The organism is Syntrophomonas sp. (assembly GCF_028707975.1).
GTDB lineage: Bacteria > Bacillota > Syntrophomonadia > Syntrophomonadales > Syntrophomonadaceae > Syntrophomonas.
In genome coordinates, this window is record NZ_JAQVZX010000042.1 from 1 (window position 1) to 17,808 (window position 17,808).

Below are 17,808 nucleotides of genomic sequence, written 5' to 3' on the forward strand. Positions count from 1 at the left end.
TACAGGGATTCATGTATGATCGCTTAACGGCCAGCCAGGAAAAGAATGATTCCAGCGGCAACGGGCGGCGGGAATCCTACCAGCATAAGCCTATACCGCGGATGAGCAATACTTTTATTGCCCCGGGCCGGGAGGAAGCGGAAAAGATAATAAAAGCCACTCCCCGGGGCTTGTTGGTTAAGAAGATGGGTGGCGGGCAGGTTAATACTATCAATGGCGATTTTGTCTTTGATGTTCAGGAGGCTTACCTAATAGAAGATGGAGAAGTAAAAGAAGCAGTACGGGGAGCAACCCTCACCGGCAATGGACCCCGGGTCCTCCGGGATATTGATATGCTGGGAAATGACCTGGGTTTTACTATCGGGGTTTGCGGTAAGGATGGGCAGGGTGTGCCAGTATCCGATGGCCAGCCTACCATGCGTATAAAAGAACTTACTGTTGGCGGTACGGCCAGCGCCGGCGGTCCTAAAATGAAGAAGATAAGAAGGAAGTAGGTGGGAGCAATGGAAGATCTTTTGCGGGAGGCGGGAGAAAGAGCCTTGAAGGCAGCGCATAAGAAAGGGATGCAAGCGGAGGTCTTTCTTTCCCAGCAGCACAGTATGAACCTGGAATTGCGTGATGGGCAGGTGGAAACCCTAAAACAGGCGGAAGAAATGGGACTGGGCCTGCGCCTGCTGAATGCTGGACGCCGGGCTTTTGTTTACACGGCAGATTTATCGGAAGCAGCTATTCAGCAAGCCGTAAATGATGCTGTGGACATCTGCCGCTATACCCCGGCAGATGAATGGAATTCATTTCCAGAGGGTCCATATCGCTACTCCAGTCTGGAACTATATGATGAAAATATTCCCGCCAGCTGCCTGGAGGAAAAAATAGAAATGGCGCAAGCCGCAGAGGAAGCTGCCCGCCGCAGTGATAAAAGGGTTAAGCTCATTGAAAAATCCGGCTATGAGGAGGGGGAATACACTTCCCTTTTGATGAACAGCCACGGTCTTTATGCTGTGGGGAAAGCCAATTATGCTCTTTTATATCTTTCTCTGGTAGCCCGGGAGGATGATGAATCCCAGAGCGGTTTTTCCATGATGATAAAAAGAAAGATAAGGGGCCTGGAACCGGAAGTGGTAGGGCAGGAAGCAGCTCTGAGGGCGGTGAGGGGGTTGAAATCCCGCCGTATTGATTCAACTTCCCTGCCCTGCATAATCGAGCCTTATATTATGGCCCGTTTCCTGGGTCTTATTGCCCATTTGCTGAGTGCGGAAGCGGTGCAAAAAGGCAAGTCGCTTCTGGTTGGAAAATTAGGAGAAAGGGTTGCTTCCGGGGTTTTATCCATTACTGATGATGCTACCCTGGCTGAGGGTTTGGGGAGCTTTCCCTTTGATGGGGAAGGTGTTCCCGGCCGCAAAACACCTGCAATCAAAAATGGGGTTTTAATGACATATCTATATGACCACTACAGCGCCTGCAAAGCCGGAGTGGAGTCAACCGGCCATGGCCAGCGGGCTTCGTTTCGCCACTTGCCCGCAGTGGGCAGCAGCAATTTTATCCTGGAAGCGGGGGAGGAGAGCCCGGAGCAGATGATTGCCGGGGTGGATAAGGGCCTTTATATAACTGAAATAATGGGTCTGCATACAGCCAATCCGGTTTCCGGAGATTTTTCGCTGGGGGCGGCCGGATTGCTGATTGAAAAAGGCTGCCTAAGTTACCCGGTTAGAGGAATTACCATTGGAGGCAACCTGGTCGATTTTTTGCAAAGCATCGATGCGGTGGGTAATGACCTGCGCTTCTTTGGAGCCCGGGCTGCTCCCAGTGTTCGTTTGAGCTCCTTGAGTGTAGCCGGAAAGTAGGAGGGGAAAATATGAACTGGAGAATAAGCCTCATTAATGGTCCTAACTTAAATATGCTGGGAATTCGCGAGCCCGAAATATACGGTAAGAGCAGCCTGGCCGATATTGAAAAAGAAATTAAAATTCTGGCACAGCAGCAAGGAGCGGAGATTGATTTCTTCCAGTCCAATCATGAAGGGAAGATCGTCGATTATATACAGGAAGCCCGGGGCCATTTTAATTGTATATTGATAAATGCCGGGGCCCTCTCCCATTACAGTATTGCCATACACGATGCCTTGAAAGCGGTAAATATTCCGGTGGTAGAAATTCATCTTTCCAATATTTATGCCCGGGAGAGTTTTCGGCAACAGTCCTTGATTTCCCCGCTGGCAGTGGGAGGGGTTTTCGGCTTTGGGGTCTTAAGTTATAAAATGGCTTTTTTAGCCGCTTGCGAGTTTCTGGCCGCCGGGCAAAAAGGAAAGGAATGATAACATTTTTACACAACGGTTGCTCAGATTATATAGCCTGCTGGAGAAGAATGAAATAGATGCCTTGCTGGTGAGTAAGGCTGAAAATATTCGTTATCTGTCGGGTTTTACCGGAGGAAGTGATGCCCGGTTGCTGATTTCCCCCGGGGAAAAATATATATTGACTGATTCCCGCTATCGGGAACAGGTGAAGCAGGAATGCCCGGACTGGCAACTGCGGGAGGAAAAGCCGCCCGGACTAAAGCAATTGGTGGAACTGAGCCAGTCTTATAAAAGAATCGGCTTTGAAGCTCATAATATCAGCTATAGTTATTACAGTGAGCTGCAGCAGTCCCTGAAGAGTGATTTACAGCCTATATCCCAGTTGATTGAGGGACTGCGTCAGGTAAAAGACGAGATGGAGCTAAAGCTTATCCGTGAGAGTGCCCGGATAGCTGATGCGGTATTCAGTGATATTTGCTTAAAGCTTAAACCGGGGATAAGTGAACGGGATATAGCCAGCGAAATCGTCTATCTTTTACGACAAAAGGGTTGTGATAAGGAGTCATTTGATGTTATTGTAGTATCGGCAGAAAATGCAGCTCTACCCCACGGCCGGCCTGGAAATCGTCGGCTGGCCTCCGGGGACATGGTAACTCTGGATTTCGGCGGTTTTTATGAGGGATATACCGCTGATATGAGCAGGACCATAGCTGTTTCTAAAGCTTCAGCCCGTTTGCAGGAGCTTTATCAAGCACTGTTGCTGGCCCAGGAAAAAGGAATCTCTATGGTGAAGGCAGGACAATCCTGCCGGGAGATTGACCAGGTAGTTCGGCAAAGCCTTAAAGCCTTTGGATTGGATCAGTATTTTATCCATGGCACAGGCCATGGTTTGGGCCTGGAAATCCATGAACAGCCCCGGCTCTCTCCTTTGAGTGAAGCCGTACTGGAAGAAAATATGGTGGTTACTATCGAACCCGGAATTTACATAGCGGGTTGGGGAGGACTACGCATAGAGGACAGCGTAATAGTAAAAGACAAGTATGGCGAGGTTATAACCCGTTCCGAAAAAAACTTGCTGGTGTTATAAGTCGTCGGTCGTCAGACCCCGGGAAGAAATAGCATTCTGGTATTCTAAGATATATGGAGGGATAGGATGATTTCAGTTAATGATTTTAAGACCGGAGTTACCATCGAACTGGAGGGGCAGGCTTTTCAAGTGATGGAATTCATGCATGTCAAACCAGGCAAGGGTTCTGCCTTCGTAAGGGCCAAGCTGAAAAATGTCAAGACCGGCGGAACGGTGGAAAAGACCTTCCGCGGCGGGGAAAAGGTGCCCCGGGCCCACCTGGACAAGCGAGAAATGCAATATTTGTATAATGATGGCGAAGGCTATGTCTGCATGGATACGGAGAATTATGAACAGATTTCCATCAGCAAGGAGAGTATTGGTGAGGGCGCTAAATGGCTGATGGAAAACATGATTATCGGGGTTCTCTTTTTCCAGGGTAATATAATCGGAGTGGATTTGCCCAATTTCGTTGAGATGCTGGTAGTTGATACGGAACCGGGAGTAAAAGGTGATACGGCCACCGGAGCAGTTAAAAATGCCACCCTGGAAAGCGGGGCGGTAGTACAAGTACCTCTATTTGTAAATGCCGGCGACCGCCTGCGTATAGATATACGCACTGGTGAATATATGGAGAGGGTATAGTGAGCTCACTTCGCCGGGTGTTGCTTGTAACAATTTCACAAAAGGAATATTCCAGTGTATTTCCTCCTTTTCGGACAAATACTAAGCTTGAGCATTAAATGTTGAAGCAAGGTGTATTAAAGAAAGGAGGATTTATTTTTGCAAGATATTTCGGAAAAAGTAAGTTACCTGCAGGGTTTGAGCGAAGGACTGAACATACGGGAAGGCAGTCCGCAGGGAAAGATAATAAGCGGCATCTTGAGTGTTTTGGATGAAATCGCTGAATCCCTTTTAGATATGCAGGACAGCTTTGACGAGTTGCAGGACTATGTTGAGAGCATGGATGCGGACATACAGGAACTGGAGGAAAAGTGGAGTGAAGAACTGGATAACGAAGAAGAAATTCTATGCTCCAATTGTGGCGAAGTCATCTGCTTTGATCCCGAAGTCCTGGATGATGAGGATGTGGTGGAAATAATCTGTCCCTATTGCGATGAAGTGGTTTTTGTCAATGATGGTTCTTTTGATTACCAGCCTTCATTTATTGGGGACGAAAAAGGAGAAAACGAAGAGCATTCTAACGCTCCCATCTAATGAGAATGAGGGGGAAAGTCATAAAAGGGTTATGGAATGAGGAGCCAGTTGTGAGGGGTAATGTTGCGGTAGAGGCATTATAGGGGCAGGCCCCCGCGCCAGCCCTTTGCGGGGCAAGATCAAGGGTGGAATTATTTTCCTTATTAAAAGGAAAATGGTACCACCCTTTGTTTTTATTGGTATAAATTGCGGTACAAGCCAATATTTATTCATTAAGAGGTGGTGTTAGAGATGGATGGTCAGATGCTTAAGCAGGTGATCACCCCCTATTTTACCGGAGCGGTAAAAGAGGGCTTGTCAAGGCTGAAGGCGGAAGCATACCGGCATATGGAAGAAATCCGTCTGCGTGCTGCTCAGCCCTTGCTAATAAAAATAGGCGAAAGTGAATGGGGATTGACTTCCCGGGGAGAGTTGACGGAAAAGTTACCGGAAGCTATCACCGCCAACCGGGAAGATCTCTATCGCACAATAGCCTCCATTAGCGATAATTCGCTTTATGCTTTTGAAGAAGAAATAAGAAGGGGCTTTATTACTATCCCCGGGGGGCATCGGGTGGGACTGGCTGGACAGGTGATAGTCCAGGCCGAAGGCATAAAAGGCATCAAGGAATTTTCATCTATTTGCTTTCGCCTAGCGCGGGAAAAAAAAGGCTGTGCCCAGACGATTCTACCCCATATCATCTCATCAGGAAATATTGTTAATACCCTCATAATATCACCGCCCCGCTGCGGCAAGACCACTATTTTGCGTGATATTGCCCGCAGTATTTCTACGGGGTACCCGGCCTGTCCACCCCATAATATTGCAATAATCGATGAGCGCTCAGAAATTGCCGGGACTCACCGGGGTCTAGCCCAGCTTGATGTAGGAGCGCGTAGCGATGTTCTTGATGCCTGTCCCAAAGCCTGGGGTATGATGATGGCTATCCGCTCCCTTTCACCCCAGGTGTTAATTGCCGATGAGATAGGGCGTAAGGAAGATGTGGAAGCCCTGCAGGAATGCATAAACGCTGGAGTAGCAGTAATATGCAGTATTCATGCCCGCAACCTGGAAGAAGTGAAAAAACGACCATTGACAAAAGAGCTGCTGTCCCAGGCTGCTTTTCGCCTGGGGGTAGTATTGTCCCGGCGTAATGGGCCGGGCACCGTAGAAGAAATCATAAGGTGGGATTAAGGTGCTGGGATTGAAAATAATAGGAGCCGCCTCCATAATTACCGGTTTTGGCTGCTGGGGTTTAAGCGCTGCTCGGCGTATGGACAAGAGAGTCGGACAACTGCAAGAGCTCAGGCTGGCCCTGGGCTTTTTGGAAAAAGAAATAAGCTGCATCTATAGTCCTCTTTCTCAGGCTCTGGCCAGAACAGCCTATTTTTGTCGTCCTCCGGTATCCTGTTTATTTGAACTGAGCTCCAGCATTTTGCAGGAAAAATCTGGTATAACCGCTGCTGAAGCCTGGAATGCAGGGATAGAGGGATTGCGCCTTCACTCTGAACTACAAAAAATGGAAATTGGATTATTGGCTACTGCTTCGCTGCAACTGGGAGTTTCTGAGGCCAGTCAGCAGAAAAAACTATTGACCCTGCTGCAAGAAGAACTGGCTTTATTGGAACAAAAGGCAATGCGGGAAGCAGAGGGCGGGCGCAAAATGTGGACTTACAGCGGCTTTATTCTGGGAGCCATGGTAGTATTGCTTCTTATTTAGCCGTCAGAGGTCCGATGTGCGACATTGGGAGTTGGTCGTTAAAATATACTGCAAATTCATTTTTCAGCGGTGATTGTGTCCGCACCCGATACTTAGAAACAGTAGACTTAACAAGGTAGTGATTGAGTGCCGGTACGCTGATAAAAGTATTCTGGCAAAAATCATATCATATCTATGTTCATCTTACGACTTATGTCCGACGACTGACGACCGACAACCAACGAATTACAAACAAAATGGAGGTTTTTATGGATGTAGAAATCATTTTTCGGGTGGCCGGCATTGGAATATTAATATCGGTTCTTTCCATAGTCTTAAAACAAGCTAAAAAGGAAGAACAGGCCGAGATGCTAACTCTGGCCGGAGTGGTGGTGGTTTTGATAATCGTGGTTCAATTGATGAACCAGCTCTTCACGGTAGTAAGATCTGTTTTTAGCTTGTGAGGATTATATTTATACAAGCCAATGAACGACTCCACTGCAAAAAAACCTTTTTGTTGCATAAGGGTTACATGAATATACAAAACGAGCGTTGGCGAAGGTGAAAGCGGGCGCTCGAAGACCGCCCTTACAATGCCCTGCAGTCGCTATTAAGGTTGTTGCGCCTGATTCGGAACGACACGGGGGTCGTTCCCTACATACCCTGCAGTCGCTATTAAGGTTGCACCCTGTCGGGCACTTCTGGTGCTCCCTTCGGTCGCTATTATGGGTGCTGAGCGGTATATTTATGCACACTAATGCCTATTTATTACTTTTTGCAGTGACATCATGAACATAAATAGCTTTTTGCAATAGAATCAAATTCCTGTTTTATATTATCAAAAGAACCGTCTCTATGATGAAGCCAAAACGAGGAGAGATGAAGGTGGAAATAGCTCAAGTCATAGGCCTGGCCCTGGTCACAACTATACTCTTACTGATATTGAGACAGGAAAAACCGGTTATGGCGGTACTCTTGAGCATTACCTTTAGTATCGTAATTTTCCTTTTTATGATGGGGAAGATGGCGGCAATAATAGCCTTGATGCAAGAACTGACCCGCCGGGCGCAAATCAACTACTTTTTCATGGCCACTATTTTAAAGATTATTGGGGTAGCCTACCTGGGGGAATTTGCTGCCGCTATTTGCCAGGATGCGGGAGAGCATGCCGTAGCCAAAAAAGTGGAGTTTGCTGCCAAAATAATAATTGTTGTTTTGTCTCTTCCTATTATGGTAGCCATACTGGAATCCATGATGGAGTTAATGGTATGAAAAAGCTGCGGAGAAAAGGGGGACCAGGCATGAATAAATACTTTTTTCTGCTCTTGCTATTGTTCACTACCAGCCTGGTTATTTCGCTCCCGGTATGGGGAGAGGGAGTTGAGAACAAAAAGAGCGAGGAGCTTGTTCCCTTCGAGAATACACTTAAGAACCTTGACCTGAATGTTTTTGAAGAATATAAGAAGAACATTGATGAAGAAATAAACTCAAGTATGAAGGGGAAAACGGTAAAAGGCCTGTTACTGGACTTCACCCGTGGTAAGTTGGATTTTAAAATCCAGGATATAATGGGAGGAATTTTGCAGATATTTTTCAAGGAAGTTCGAGCCAACTCTGCTCTGATGGCCAAGCTTTTAATACTATCGGTACTGACTGCCTTGTTGGTAAACCTGCAGAATTCTTTCTCCCAGGGGGTAGCTCAAATATCCTATATGAGCTGCTATTTGGCTTTGGGAGCGATAGCCCTGGGTTCATTTCGCTTGGTCTTGGATATCGGTCATCAAAGCATAAATAATATGGTGGCTTTTATGATGGGTATGTTGCCGCAGATGCTGGTATTAACCGCAGGATTAGGAAACATCAATGCTTCCGCCATACTCTTTCCCATTCTGATGACTACCGCCACTGCTTTTGCCAATGCCATAAAAAATGTAGTTTTTCCATTAATTATTATGTCTGCCATACTAAACCTTTTAAATCACATGTCGAGCAGTTTAAAGGTAGATAAGTTGGCTTCCTTCTTTGGACAGATGGCCAAGGTAAGCCTGGGTTTTTGTCTTACCATCTTTGCCGGTTTTATAACTTTACGCGCTCTCTACGCTTCCGTACTGGACAAAGTAGCCCTGCGCACCACCAAATTTTTTACTGATAATGCTATACCGGTGGTGGGCAAGATACTTTCCGATACCATTGAAGTGACCGCGGGTTATGTCGTAATGCTAAAGCAAGCCCTGGGTTTAGTGGGAGTTTTAATCATTATTGGGATAATTGCCATGCCCCTTTTGAAAGTTGCCGCTGTTGCCCTTATCTATAAAGTAACGGCAGCGGTGGTGGAACCTATCGGTGATGCCAAAACAGCGGCCATATTAGATATAATGAGTGCCCATCTCTTCTTAATGTTGGCGGCGGTGGCCTCAGTGGGCTTGATGTTCTTAATCATGATTTCCATTGTGGCCGGCATGTCCAACGGTCTGGGGGCCTTGCGCTAAAGCGGGGAGGGTTGATGTGCAAGTTTTGCAAGAAATAGTTAGGAATGTTCTGGTAATCATTATTCTCACCAGTTTTTTGGAGTTGCTCCTTCCCGAAGGCGGAGTTAGACCTTTTGTTCGTTTTGCTGTAGGAATGTTTATCGTAATTGCAGTTTTGAATCCGGTTCTTTCCTTGCTCTTTAATGAGCAAGAATTAAAACTTAATCTTTGGGACTATCGTTTGGAAGAGGGCAAAAGTGAAGAAATCATTCATAACGGAAAGCAAATCCAGCAGGAGATCATATCGGAACATAATAATATGGCCAGGGACAAATTACAGGGGCAAATTGATGCTGTAGCTGTGCTAGTTCCGGGAGTAGAGAAAGTTAAGTCCAGGATTGAGATTGGCGAAAACGGTGAACTCCAGACCATAAATATTTTTCTTCAATCGGCAAGCCCTGAAGCAAAAAAAGAGGAAGAGGGGATTCAGGTTTTCTCAGGGGAAAATTCCAACTTGAGCCCGGAAGAAAAGAAATTGATTGAAGATAAGGTCGTAAATATTATTAGTAATTTCTATGGTCTCAGTACTACTCAAATAGAAGTTGAATTTGAAGGGGGTTAATCTATGCTGGATGAGTGGCTAAGGAAAAGTCCGGATGACCCGGGTAAAAACTCCTGCTGGTCAGGAAAGAAAAGCAGGTATATATTGGTGATTCTAATTTGTTTTGGTTTACTGGCCTTGATTTGGCCGGTAAGCAAGGTGGAAAAAACTCCATTGAAACCAGTAGCCGAAAAATATGAACGGCAGGAGGGCAGCATCAAATCACAAATGGCAGCCGAACTGGAAGCCATATTATCAGAAGTCAATGGTGCGGGCAAGGTAGAGGTGAGCTTAAGTTTGAGTTCCGATGGGCATAAAACCTTTGCCAGTAACCGGCGGGATGAAAAAAGAGAAAGTGAGGAAAGCCAGGCGCGGGGAATAAAAAAGAACAGCAGCGAAGAAAGCAGAGTGGAGGATCTGGCGATATCATCAGGAGCCCCGGTGCTGGTAGAAGAGCGTTTTCCTGAAGTCCTGGGGGTCTTGGTGGTGGCTGATGGCGGGGGGCGGGCGGAAATAAAGGAGCGCTTGACTGATGCTACTGCCACCCTATTAAACATATCGGCCCACCGGGTAAAAGTAATGCCCCGAAAAGGAGGGAAATAGCCAGATGAAAAAAGAAATAGCTAAATTTTGGCCCTTCTTATGGAAAATAGAATGGAGGAAGATTTTCTTAGTCCTATTGGTTTTAATCCTGATGGCAGTTGGTGTAAAATGGAAACTATACAGAACTGAGGGCGACGACATAATACTCCCGAGTAGTGAACAGAACTCTGCCATTGGAGAACTTTCAACGGTTGATTCTAGCCAGATAAATAAAATGGAAGTGCCAAAAAATAATTTTTTTTCCACTTATCGTTTAGAAAGGGAATGTATTCGCGGAAAACAACTGGACATATTAAAAGGAATCATGGAGAATAAGGATAATGATGAGAAGGCACGGGAAATGGCTTCACTGCGGATGGTGAAGATATCGGAAGATATGGAAAAAGAGATGAGGCTGGAGAGCTTGGTAAAGTCCGAAGGGATTGAAGAATGCGTGGCCCTGGTACAGGCTGGGATCACTACGGTAATTGTCCCCGCCGGCGCAGTGAGCCAGGAGCGGCAGGAAGAGTTAAGGGAGATGCTGCTCAGCCTTTTGGATTCCCCGGAGAACAAACTCTGGCTAAAAGAAGCCGGGAAATAGTGAACTTGTATACATTCCCCAAAAAGATTGAAATAAGCGGGTTTTATTTCTATAATTATTAATGTCGGAGTAGCGAAATAATGCTCAGGCCGGTGGCCTGAGTATAATTTTATATAGAGGAAACCTGCCAAAGGAAGTGAGTGGAGCCTGGGAGCAGGGGTTTAAGCACCCTTGACGATACTTTTTATATCGGCTTCTTTCCACCATGACCTCAAGTTTTTAAAGTTATAAAATCCGGCGGTTTCTTATAGGGAGGTATGAAATTGGGCAGAATTAAAATAACTGATACCAGCTTGAGAGATGGGCATCAAAGCCTGTGGGCCACCCGTATGACTACAGAAGATATGCTCCCCATCTTGGAAAACATAGATCAGGTAGGTTATCACTCCCTGGAGGTATGGGGAGGGGCTACCTTTGATGTATGTATTCGCTACCTTAACGAAGACCCTTGGGAAAGGTTGCGTAAAATCCGCCGCAGAATAAAAAAGACCAAATTGCAAATGTTGCTCCGCGGTCAGTCTCTTGTTGGGTATACGCATTACCCGGATGATATTGTCGAAAAGTTCGTGGAGAAGGCAGCGGAGAATGGTATTGACATATTTCGCGTATTCGATGCCTTAAATGATATGCGGAATTTGGAAACCTGCATGAGAGCCGCCAAAAGGAGCGGCAAACATGTTCAGGCCTGTGTAGTCTATACTGTGAGCCCGGTTCATTCCATGCAACACTTTGTTGATACCGCCCTGCGTCTGAAGGATATGGGAGCGGATTCCATATGCATTAAGGATATGGCCGGTTTGTTATCCCCTTATGCTTCCTTTGAGCTGGTCAAGGCCCTGAAAGAAAATGTTGATTTACCCCTGCAATTGCATACTCACTATATAGGCGGGCTGGCCATTGCTGCTCTCATAAAAGCAGCAGAAGCCGGGGTGGATATCATTGACACCGCCAGTGTTCCCATGGCCTTCGGTTCCTCCCAGCCGCCGGTGGAGACCATTGTGAGAGCCCTGCAGGATACTCCCTGGGATACCGGTTTGGATCTTCATGCCCTGTTCAATATAGCGACTCACTTTGAACAGATACGGAAGCACAAGGGCTTTGAGCGGGGAGTTACGCGCATTGCCGATATGAAGGTTTTTGAGCACCAGGTGCCCGGGGGCATGATTACCAACCTCTTTTCGCAGTTGGAAGAGCAGAAGGCTTCCCACCGCATTGACGAAGTGCTGGCGGAAATACCCAAGGTGAGAGCAGATTTGGGTTATCCCCCGCTGGTTACGCCTACCAGTCAGATAATTAGTATCCAAGCGGTACTGAATGTATTAATGGGGGAAAGGTATAAGCTCTGTCCCAGTGAGGTAAAGGACTATGTCCGGGGCTATTACGGTAAACCGGCGGTAGCAATCAAAGATGAGATACGGAAAAAGATAATCGGCGATGAAGAGGTCATTACCGTCCGGCCTGCTGATTTGCTGGAGCCGGCCTGGGAGAGATCCCGCCAGGAGCTGGGCGAACTTGGGGAGAGTGAGGAGGATATACTGACTTACGCTTTGTTCCCGCAAGTTGCCTTAAAATTTTTCAAATATCGAAAAAACAGGGGGGCCGAAGATATTCCCCAGATTTCTTCTATAGATACGCTGGGGGAAGAACTGCTTGATGAAGAAATCCCGGTAGTAATAACGCCCGTAGTTTCACAGGTCAAGAAGGTAGCAGCTCATGGGGGAGATGATGAAATGAAACTCGATGAAATCAGAGAATTGATACTTTTGATGGACCAGAGCAGTATTAGTGAACTGGAAGTACAAAAAGATGACTATAGGCTGAGCTTACGCAAAGCAAATGAGCAGACAGCCGACAAATGCACAACTGTTGCACCGGTGAATTTACCCCCTGCCCTCTCCAGCGAAACAGCCAAGGTTGAGCGGGTTAATATTACGGAGGTTTTAGCTCCAATGGTGGGGACATTCTATGCGGCACCTTCTCCGGACTCCCCTCCCTATGTGCAAGTGGGAGACCATGTAGGACCGGGTCAGACCCTGTGCATTCTGGAGGCCATGAAGTTGATGAATGAGATAAAAACCGAATTTGCTGGAACTATTATTGAAATCATGGTAGACAACGCAGAAGCGGTTGAATATGGTCAAGTCCTGTTTCTGATTGAGAAAGACCAGGGGTGATAGCTTGTTTTCACGAGTTTTAATAGCCAATCGTGGAGAAATTGCCCTGCGGATTATAAGAGCGTGTAAAGAACTGGGCATAGAGACCATCGCCGTATATTCAGTAGCGGATAAAGAAAGCCTGCATGTTAAACAGGCGGATGAGGCTATTTGTATCGGCGGAGCCCCGGCCCGGCAGAGCTATCTCAATATATCCAATATTATTGCCGCCGCTCAGAATAGCGGGGCGGAGGCTATTCATCCCGGCTACGGATTTCTGGCCGAGAATTCCCATTTTGCCAGTTTATGTTCCAGCTACAATATCAAGTTTATTGGTCCCCCGGCAGAAGTAATTGAACTTATGGGAGATAAGGTGCAAGCCCGGGAATTGGTAAAAAGCGTGGGAGTGCCAGTTGTGCCCGGAAGTGATGGGGCGGTGCAATCATATAAAGAAGCCCTTGCTGTAGCCAGGGACATTGGCTATCCGGTGATGATCAAAGCTTCGGCAGGTGGTGGTGGCCGTGGTATGCGTCTGGCCCATAACGAAAGCTCCCTGAAGAGCGCCCTGGAAATGGCCCGTATGGAGGCGGGGGCCGCTTTTGGCAATGATGAAATATACCTGGAGAAATATATCGAAGAGCCCCGTCATATCGAGTTTCAAATCCTGGGAGATGAGTTGGGTAATCTGATTCACCTGGGAGAAAGGGATTGTTCCCTGCAAAGGCGCAACCAGAAACTTCTGGAAGAGGCCCCTTCCTCTTTATTGGATGAGGCGCTACGCCAGCAGATGGGGAAAGTTGCGGTTGATGCTGCCCGGGCAGCAGGCTATTCTAGTGCCGGCACCGTGGAATTTTTAGTGGACAAACATAAAAATTTTTATTTTATCGAGATGAATACCCGCATTCAGGTGGAACATCCGGTAACGGAAATGGTTACGGGAATTGATATCGTCAAGGAACAGTTCCGGATTGCGGCGGGTGAAGTGCTTTCTTACCAACAGGAGGATATTGAGATAAGAGGCTGGGCTATGGAATGCCGGATTAATGCCGAAGATCCCGCATGTAATTTTCAGCCCTCTCCGGGACAGGTGGGGCAATACATCATACCGGGAGGACCCGGGATAAGAGTGGATTCTTCCGTATATTCCGGCTACAGCATACCGCCTTTTTATGATTCCATGGTAGCTAAATTAATTGCCTGGGGCAGGAATAGGGATGAGGTTATTAAGCGCATGAAGCGAGCCCTGGGAGAGTTCGAAGTGGAGAATATTAATACCACCATCCCATTTCATATGGAGGTGCTGGATAACGCCTTTTTCCGCAAAGGTGAAGTTTACACCAATTTTATACAAAGACGAATGAGCGATAAAGCCTAATGCCAAGCAATGCTTGCCTGCGGGACAGGGGTATGCTTCGTTTGCCTCGTATGAGCCGTATACTAGAAAAGGGGTTTGGCAGAGTAGTCACTTTTAAATAGATTTGATAATTGCGGTAATTGTTTGGTAGAATAACAACAACGGCAAAAATACTATGGGGGTGAATATTGTGGAAGGACAAAAACCAGAAATATTCAATGAATACGGAACCATCAGAATCGCAGATGAAGTTGTTTCAACCGTGGCCGGATTGGCCGCCACAGATGTCGAGGGAGTTGTATCACTTAGCGGTGGCTGGGGTACTGATTTGGTAGAAAAGCTGGGAAGAAAGAATTATGGTAAGGGTATAAAGGTTGAAGTTGCTGATGAGAAGACCAAAATAGACATTTTTCTTATAGTGGAGTTTGGTTATCCCATACCGGAGGTAGCCGAGAAGGTTCAAAAAGAGGTTAAAATGGCCGTAGAGACTATGACCGGCCTTTCGGTGGCAAGTATCAATGTTCATATAGTATCGGTGTCAATTAAGAAATCCCCGGCAGATGAAGAAATGGCTTCCGAGTTTATAGTGGAATAGTAATGGTACTAACCCCCTGCTCCCACAGGGGGTTAATTGTATCGTTTTTTATTGGAAAGAGGTGGGAAAATGGAAAAAGCCTGGCGCCCGGTCTTAGTGATATATAATTTTCTGCTCTTGTTCCTGGCCGGTGTAGTGGTAGTAGCGGCCGTGGGTCGTGCCGAGCCGCTTGATTTCATTAATCAGGCCCTGTCTACTCCCCAGAACCGGGTGATTGTTGGTACTGTTGCCATAATAGTGATAGCAGTTGCCCTGGTGATGATTGTTTCCGGGCTGAAATATGAGAGCAAACCCGATTCCATAATTGTAGACAGTTCATTGGCAGGACAGGTCTCCATTACTGTTCCAGCTATCAAAGTAATAATCATGAAAGCGGTTAAAAAAGTTGACGGGGTTAAAGAAATAAAACCAGCAGTAAGTAGCAGCAACGATGGTTTGGTAATATATCTGCATACAGCAATTAACCCGGACCACAATGTACCCGAAATGAGCAAGAACCTGCAGCAAACAGTCAAAGAATATTTGGAAGATATTGGCGGACTTCAGGTTTCTCAGGTTAAAGTACTGATAGACGATTTCAGCAATTCCAATAAAGCTGTCAGTCGTTAGGGGGCAGGCAAATGGGGGAAAAACTATTATTATTGATATTAGAGGAACACCGGGGTAAGGCCCTGGGAATTCTGCTGGGCCTCATCGCCAGCATTCTCTTTATTACCTATGGATTTTGGCGCAGCTTGTTCATTGTTTTTTGTATCATTTTGGGCTTTTTTATTGGCAAGAAGATTGACGAAAACCAGAGCTTTGACAACTGGTTGCGACAGATGTTCAAAGACCGGCAACGATAAGCGAGGGAAGAAAATATTTGAGTAGAAGAAAAGCACGGGAAACTGCATTTAAGGTTGTTTTTCAGGTGGATCAGGTGCAGGCAGAAGTGAAAAAAGCCTTTGATTACCTGGTTGAAAATGATAAATTAGCGGAAAAGAATCATGGATTTTCCTGGGAGTTAGCCCGTGGAACTCTGGAAAAGCAAGCGGAAATTGACCGGATGATTGCCAGTTATTCGCGGGAATGGGCTCTGGATCGGATGTCTTCTGTAGACCGAAATATCATGCGGGTGGCCGCCTTTGAAATACTCTTCTTGGAAGACTCACAGGCCGTAGTGGCTATTGATGAGGCCATTGAAATTGCTAAAAAATATGGAGATGAGGGTTCCGCCAGCTTTGTCAATGCCATACTGGACAAGATACTGGGAGAAAAAAATGAACAGTTTCCTGGGAATTGACACCAGTGCCTATACCAGCTCGCTGGCCCTGGTGGACGAAGAACAGAATATTATCGCCGATGAGCGTATGATTTTGCAGGTTGGAGCAGGGAAAAGGGGTTTACGGCAATCAGAAGCCTTTTTCCAGCATATCAAAAACCTGCCCTTTTTATTTGAACGACTGGCTTGCCGGCTTGACGCTCCAGTGAAAGCCATTGGTGCCAGTGCCTGGCCGCGCAGGGCGGAAGGTAGTTATATGCCAGTATTTTCCGCCGGATTCTCCCAGGCAGAGGCCTTGAGCCATTTTACCGGAATACCCCTTTGCCCGTTCAGCCACCAGGAAGGACATATAATGGCTGGAATCAAGGGAAACGAAGAGCTATTGGAGAGAGCCGAATTCCTGGCGGTGCATTTTTCCGGAGGTACCTCCGAACTGCTCCATGTTCAGCAGCAGGAGGGAGGATTTCTGGATATTCAGTCAGGCCTGTCGGGACTGGATTTGCATGCTGGTCAGTTGGTAGACCGCATCGGAGTAGCCATGGGTTTGGCCTTTCCTAGCGGCCCTCAGCTTGAAAAGATAGCCCGACAATCGATCGGGGAGAATCTCCCCATAATGCCTTCATCAGTAGGCGATAAGGGATTTTCTTTTTCCGGGGCGGAAACCCGGGCGCAGCAGTTGATTAAGCAGGGTATACCCTATCCTGATATCGCCCTGGCTAGCTTACGCTGTATTGCCAATACCCTGGAGAAGAGCATCTTGCTGGAAGCCGGCAGGAAAGGTATAAAAGATGTATTGCTGGTGGGAGGAGTAATGGCTAATACAATAATAAAGGATCGCTTGCTGGCCCGTCTGGAACATCCAGCGGTGGGTTTAAAGCTCTTTTTTGCTTCCCCCGGCTTGAGCAGCGATAACGCGGTAGGGGTGGCCCTGGCTGCACAATTCATCTTGCGGAAGGCAGATGACGGATGACGGAAGATCATATTAAGTAGAGGAAATAAGGAAATGTTCGCGGATACTACGCAGGCAACTCCTTGAAGGGTTAAAGGAGAGAAAAGCATGGAGATTATTAATGGATCGCAAATAGCCCAGGAAATAAGGCGGAAGGTAAAAGAGAAGAACGAACGGGAGGGCATCAGCCCCTGCCTGGCCATGATCTTGGTAGGCGGCCAAAAAGAAGACCTCCATTATGTCGGTCTCAAAGAAAAAGCGGCAGCGGCCACCGGGGGAAAGTCCCGCCTGCTCCATTTGCTGGAGGATAGCAGCCAGCAGGAATTGATGGCAAAAATCGCAGAACTAAACCAGGATGAGCAGGTGGACGGCATTTTGTTGCAATTACCCCTTCCGGCTGCCCTGGAGGAACAGACAGACAAAATTTTGGCAGCTATCCGCCCGGACAAAGATGTCGATGGTTTTTCTCTGGTGAACCGGGGCCGGATGAGCGGCGACAACCCTAGCTTTATCAGTTGTGCGGCCCTGGCCTGCCTGGAGGTCATCGAGCGCTTTTTCCCCTCCCTGGCGGGGAAAAAAGCAGTACTGGTGGGAGACTCTTTTGATTTGATAATTCCCCTGGCCACCATAATGATTAAGAGAGCCTGCCAGTTGAGCGTTCTGCCATCTTACGAACCCGGACAGGCCTCAGGAGCAGATATTTTGGTAGTAGAAAAAGGCCGGGCCGGAATAGTTCAAGCGGAAGGACTCGCACCGGGTGTTTTGATTATTGATGCCGGATTCTACTGGGGTGCCGGAGGCGTATGCGGCAATGTCGACCGGGCAGCCCTGGAAGGGCAGGGGCTTGAGGCCCGCTTGCTGCCGGTACCCGGCGGCATGGGGCCTATTTTGATAGCCAAGCTTATGGAGAATCTTTCTCTGGCGGCCAGGAGACACAGGGCCAAGTTATGAAGGAGATTCTAACGGTCAGCGAGCTCAATAGCTAC

At 47.2% G+C, this 17,808-nt stretch carries 22 protein-coding genes; all 22 read left to right on the forward strand.

Going from position 1 to position 17,808, the window contains the following annotated elements; genetic code table 11:
* Positions 1–494: metallopeptidase TldD-related protein (locus tag PHP87_RS06985; protein ID WP_299919906.1), on the forward strand; the 494-nt coding region annotated here is incomplete at its 5' end.
* Between the two features lie 9 nt (positions 495–503).
* The gene (locus PHP87_RS06990) at positions 504–1,844 is read left to right on the forward strand and encodes a TldD/PmbA family protein (RefSeq protein WP_299919907.1); all 1,341 of its coding nucleotides are present in this window, start codon (positions 504–506) and stop codon (positions 1,842–1,844) included.
* Positions 1,845–1,855: 11 nt separating this feature from the next.
* Positions 1,856–2,314: a type II 3-dehydroquinate dehydratase gene (aroQ, locus tag PHP87_RS06995; RefSeq protein ID WP_299919908.1), complete on the forward strand. Its 459-nt coding sequence runs from the start codon at positions 1,856–1,858 to the stop codon at positions 2,312–2,314.
* 19 nt (positions 2,315–2,333) lie between these two features.
* Complete coding sequence (locus tag PHP87_RS07000) at positions 2,334–3,383, forward strand: Xaa-Pro peptidase family protein (RefSeq protein WP_299919909.1); 1,050 nt, start codon at positions 2,334–2,336, stop codon at positions 3,381–3,383.
* A 66-nt stretch (positions 3,384–3,449) separates the two neighbouring features.
* Positions 3,450–4,007, forward strand: coding sequence for an elongation factor P (efp, locus tag PHP87_RS07005; RefSeq protein ID WP_299919910.1), 558 nt, complete (start codon positions 3,450–3,452; stop codon positions 4,005–4,007).
* 138 nt (positions 4,008–4,145) lie between these two features.
* The gene (locus tag PHP87_RS07010; RefSeq protein ID WP_299919911.1) at positions 4,146–4,580 is read left to right on the forward strand and encodes a CD1247 N-terminal domain-containing protein; all 435 of its coding nucleotides are present in this window, start codon (positions 4,146–4,148) and stop codon (positions 4,578–4,580) included.
* Between the two features lie 231 nt (positions 4,581–4,811).
* The gene (spoIIIAA, locus tag PHP87_RS07015) at positions 4,812–5,753 is read left to right on the forward strand and encodes a stage III sporulation protein AA (protein WP_299919912.1); all 942 of its coding nucleotides are present in this window, start codon (positions 4,812–4,814) and stop codon (positions 5,751–5,753) included.
* A gap of 1 nt (position 5,754) precedes the next feature.
* Complete coding sequence (locus tag PHP87_RS07020; RefSeq protein ID WP_299919913.1) at positions 5,755–6,279, forward strand: stage III sporulation protein AB; 525 nt, start codon at positions 5,755–5,757, stop codon at positions 6,277–6,279.
* Between the two features lie 248 nt (positions 6,280–6,527).
* Positions 6,528–6,722, forward strand: coding sequence for a stage III sporulation protein AC (gene spoIIIAC, locus PHP87_RS07025; RefSeq protein ID WP_299919914.1), 195 nt, complete (start codon positions 6,528–6,530; stop codon positions 6,720–6,722).
* A 421-nt stretch (positions 6,723–7,143) separates the two neighbouring features.
* Entirely contained in the window at positions 7,144–7,530 is a 387-nt protein-coding gene (gene spoIIIAD, locus PHP87_RS07030; protein ID WP_299919915.1) for a stage III sporulation protein AD, read from the forward strand.
* Positions 7,531–7,559: 29 nt separating this feature from the next.
* Positions 7,560–8,747, forward strand: a complete 1,188-nt coding sequence (spoIIIAE, locus tag PHP87_RS07035; protein WP_299919917.1) for a stage III sporulation protein AE — start codon at positions 7,560–7,562, stop codon at positions 8,745–8,747.
* 16 nt (positions 8,748–8,763) lie between these two features.
* Entirely contained in the window at positions 8,764–9,348 is a 585-nt protein-coding gene (locus PHP87_RS07040; RefSeq protein WP_299919919.1) for a stage III sporulation protein AF, read from the forward strand.
* Between the two features lie 3 nt (positions 9,349–9,351).
* Positions 9,352–9,930 carry a hypothetical protein gene (locus PHP87_RS07045; RefSeq protein ID WP_299919921.1) on the forward strand — a complete coding sequence of 193 codons (579 nt, stop codon included), beginning with the start codon at positions 9,352–9,354 and terminating at the stop codon, positions 9,928–9,930.
* Between the two features lie 4 nt (positions 9,931–9,934).
* Positions 9,935–10,510, forward strand: coding sequence for a SpoIIIAH-like family protein (locus PHP87_RS07050; protein ID WP_299919923.1), 576 nt, complete (start codon positions 9,935–9,937; stop codon positions 10,508–10,510).
* A 257-nt stretch (positions 10,511–10,767) separates the two neighbouring features.
* Complete coding sequence (gene accB, locus PHP87_RS07055; protein ID WP_299919925.1) at positions 10,768–12,684, forward strand: acetyl-CoA carboxylase biotin carboxyl carrier protein; 1,917 nt, start codon at positions 10,768–10,770, stop codon at positions 12,682–12,684.
* 4 nt (positions 12,685–12,688) lie between these two features.
* Positions 12,689–14,038: an acetyl-CoA carboxylase biotin carboxylase subunit gene (gene accC, locus PHP87_RS07060; protein ID WP_299919927.1), complete on the forward strand. Its 1,350-nt coding sequence runs from the start codon at positions 12,689–12,691 to the stop codon at positions 14,036–14,038.
* 154 nt (positions 14,039–14,192) lie between these two features.
* Positions 14,193–14,612 carry an Asp23/Gls24 family envelope stress response protein gene (locus tag PHP87_RS07065; protein ID WP_299919928.1) on the forward strand — a complete coding sequence of 140 codons (420 nt, stop codon included), beginning with the start codon at positions 14,193–14,195 and terminating at the stop codon, positions 14,610–14,612.
* A gap of 69 nt (positions 14,613–14,681) precedes the next feature.
* Positions 14,682–15,221 (forward strand): alkaline shock response membrane anchor protein AmaP, encoded by a 540-nt coding sequence (gene amaP / locus PHP87_RS07070; RefSeq protein ID WP_299919930.1) that lies wholly within the window; start codon positions 14,682–14,684, stop codon positions 15,219–15,221.
* 11 nt (positions 15,222–15,232) lie between these two features.
* Positions 15,233–15,457, forward strand: a complete 225-nt coding sequence (locus PHP87_RS07075) for a DUF2273 domain-containing protein (protein ID WP_299919931.1) — start codon at positions 15,233–15,235, stop codon at positions 15,455–15,457.
* 17 nt (positions 15,458–15,474) lie between these two features.
* Positions 15,475–15,894, forward strand: coding sequence for a transcription antitermination factor NusB (gene nusB / locus PHP87_RS07080; RefSeq protein WP_299919933.1), 420 nt, complete (start codon positions 15,475–15,477; stop codon positions 15,892–15,894).
* Positions 15,872–16,843 (forward strand): peptidase M22, encoded by a 972-nt coding sequence (locus tag PHP87_RS07085; protein ID WP_299919935.1) that lies wholly within the window; start codon positions 15,872–15,874, stop codon positions 16,841–16,843. Before nusB ends, PHP87_RS07085 begins: the two co-directional genes overlap by 23 nt.
* Before the next feature lie 87 nt (positions 16,844–16,930).
* Positions 16,931–17,773, forward strand: coding sequence for a bifunctional 5,10-methylenetetrahydrofolate dehydrogenase/5,10-methenyltetrahydrofolate cyclohydrolase (locus PHP87_RS07090; RefSeq protein WP_299919937.1), 843 nt, complete (start codon positions 16,931–16,933; stop codon positions 17,771–17,773).
* Positions 17,774–17,808: the final 35 nt, after the last annotated feature.

Excerpts from the sequence above, each read along its gene's own strand:
- PHP87_RS06990 (WP_299919907.1), top strand. The coding sequence starts at position 504 with ATGGAAGATCTTTTGCGGGAGGCGGGAGAAAGAGCCTTGAAGGCAGCG.
- aroQ (WP_299919908.1), top strand. The coding sequence starts at position 1,856 with ATGAACTGGAGAATAAGCCTCATTAATGGTCCTAACTTAAATATGCTG.
- efp (WP_299919910.1), top strand. The coding sequence starts at position 3,450 with ATGATTTCAGTTAATGATTTTAAGACCGGAGTTACCATCGAACTGGAG.
- spoIIIAA (WP_299919912.1), top strand. The coding sequence starts at position 4,812 with ATGGATGGTCAGATGCTTAAGCAGGTGATCACCCCCTATTTTACCGGA.
- spoIIIAC (WP_299919914.1), top strand. The coding sequence starts at position 6,528 with ATGGATGTAGAAATCATTTTTCGGGTGGCCGGCATTGGAATATTAATA.
- spoIIIAE (WP_299919917.1), top strand. The coding sequence starts at position 7,560 with ATGAATAAATACTTTTTTCTGCTCTTGCTATTGTTCACTACCAGCCTG.
- PHP87_RS07045 (WP_299919921.1), top strand. The coding sequence starts at position 9,352 with ATGCTGGATGAGTGGCTAAGGAAAAGTCCGGATGACCCGGGTAAAAAC.
- PHP87_RS07050 (WP_299919923.1), top strand. The coding sequence starts at position 9,935 with ATGAAAAAAGAAATAGCTAAATTTTGGCCCTTCTTATGGAAAATAGAA.
- accB (WP_299919925.1), top strand. The coding sequence starts at position 10,768 with ATGAAATTGGGCAGAATTAAAATAACTGATACCAGCTTGAGAGATGGG.
- PHP87_RS07065 (WP_299919928.1), top strand. The coding sequence starts at position 14,193 with ATGGGGGTGAATATTGTGGAAGGACAAAAACCAGAAATATTCAATGAA.
- amaP (WP_299919930.1), top strand. The coding sequence starts at position 14,682 with ATGGAAAAAGCCTGGCGCCCGGTCTTAGTGATATATAATTTTCTGCTC.
- PHP87_RS07075 (WP_299919931.1), top strand. The coding sequence starts at position 15,233 with ATGGGGGAAAAACTATTATTATTGATATTAGAGGAACACCGGGGTAAG.
- PHP87_RS07085 (WP_299919935.1), top strand. The coding sequence starts at position 15,872 with ATGAACAGTTTCCTGGGAATTGACACCAGTGCCTATACCAGCTCGCTG.
- PHP87_RS07090 (WP_299919937.1), top strand. The coding sequence starts at position 16,931 with ATGGAGATTATTAATGGATCGCAAATAGCCCAGGAAATAAGGCGGAAG.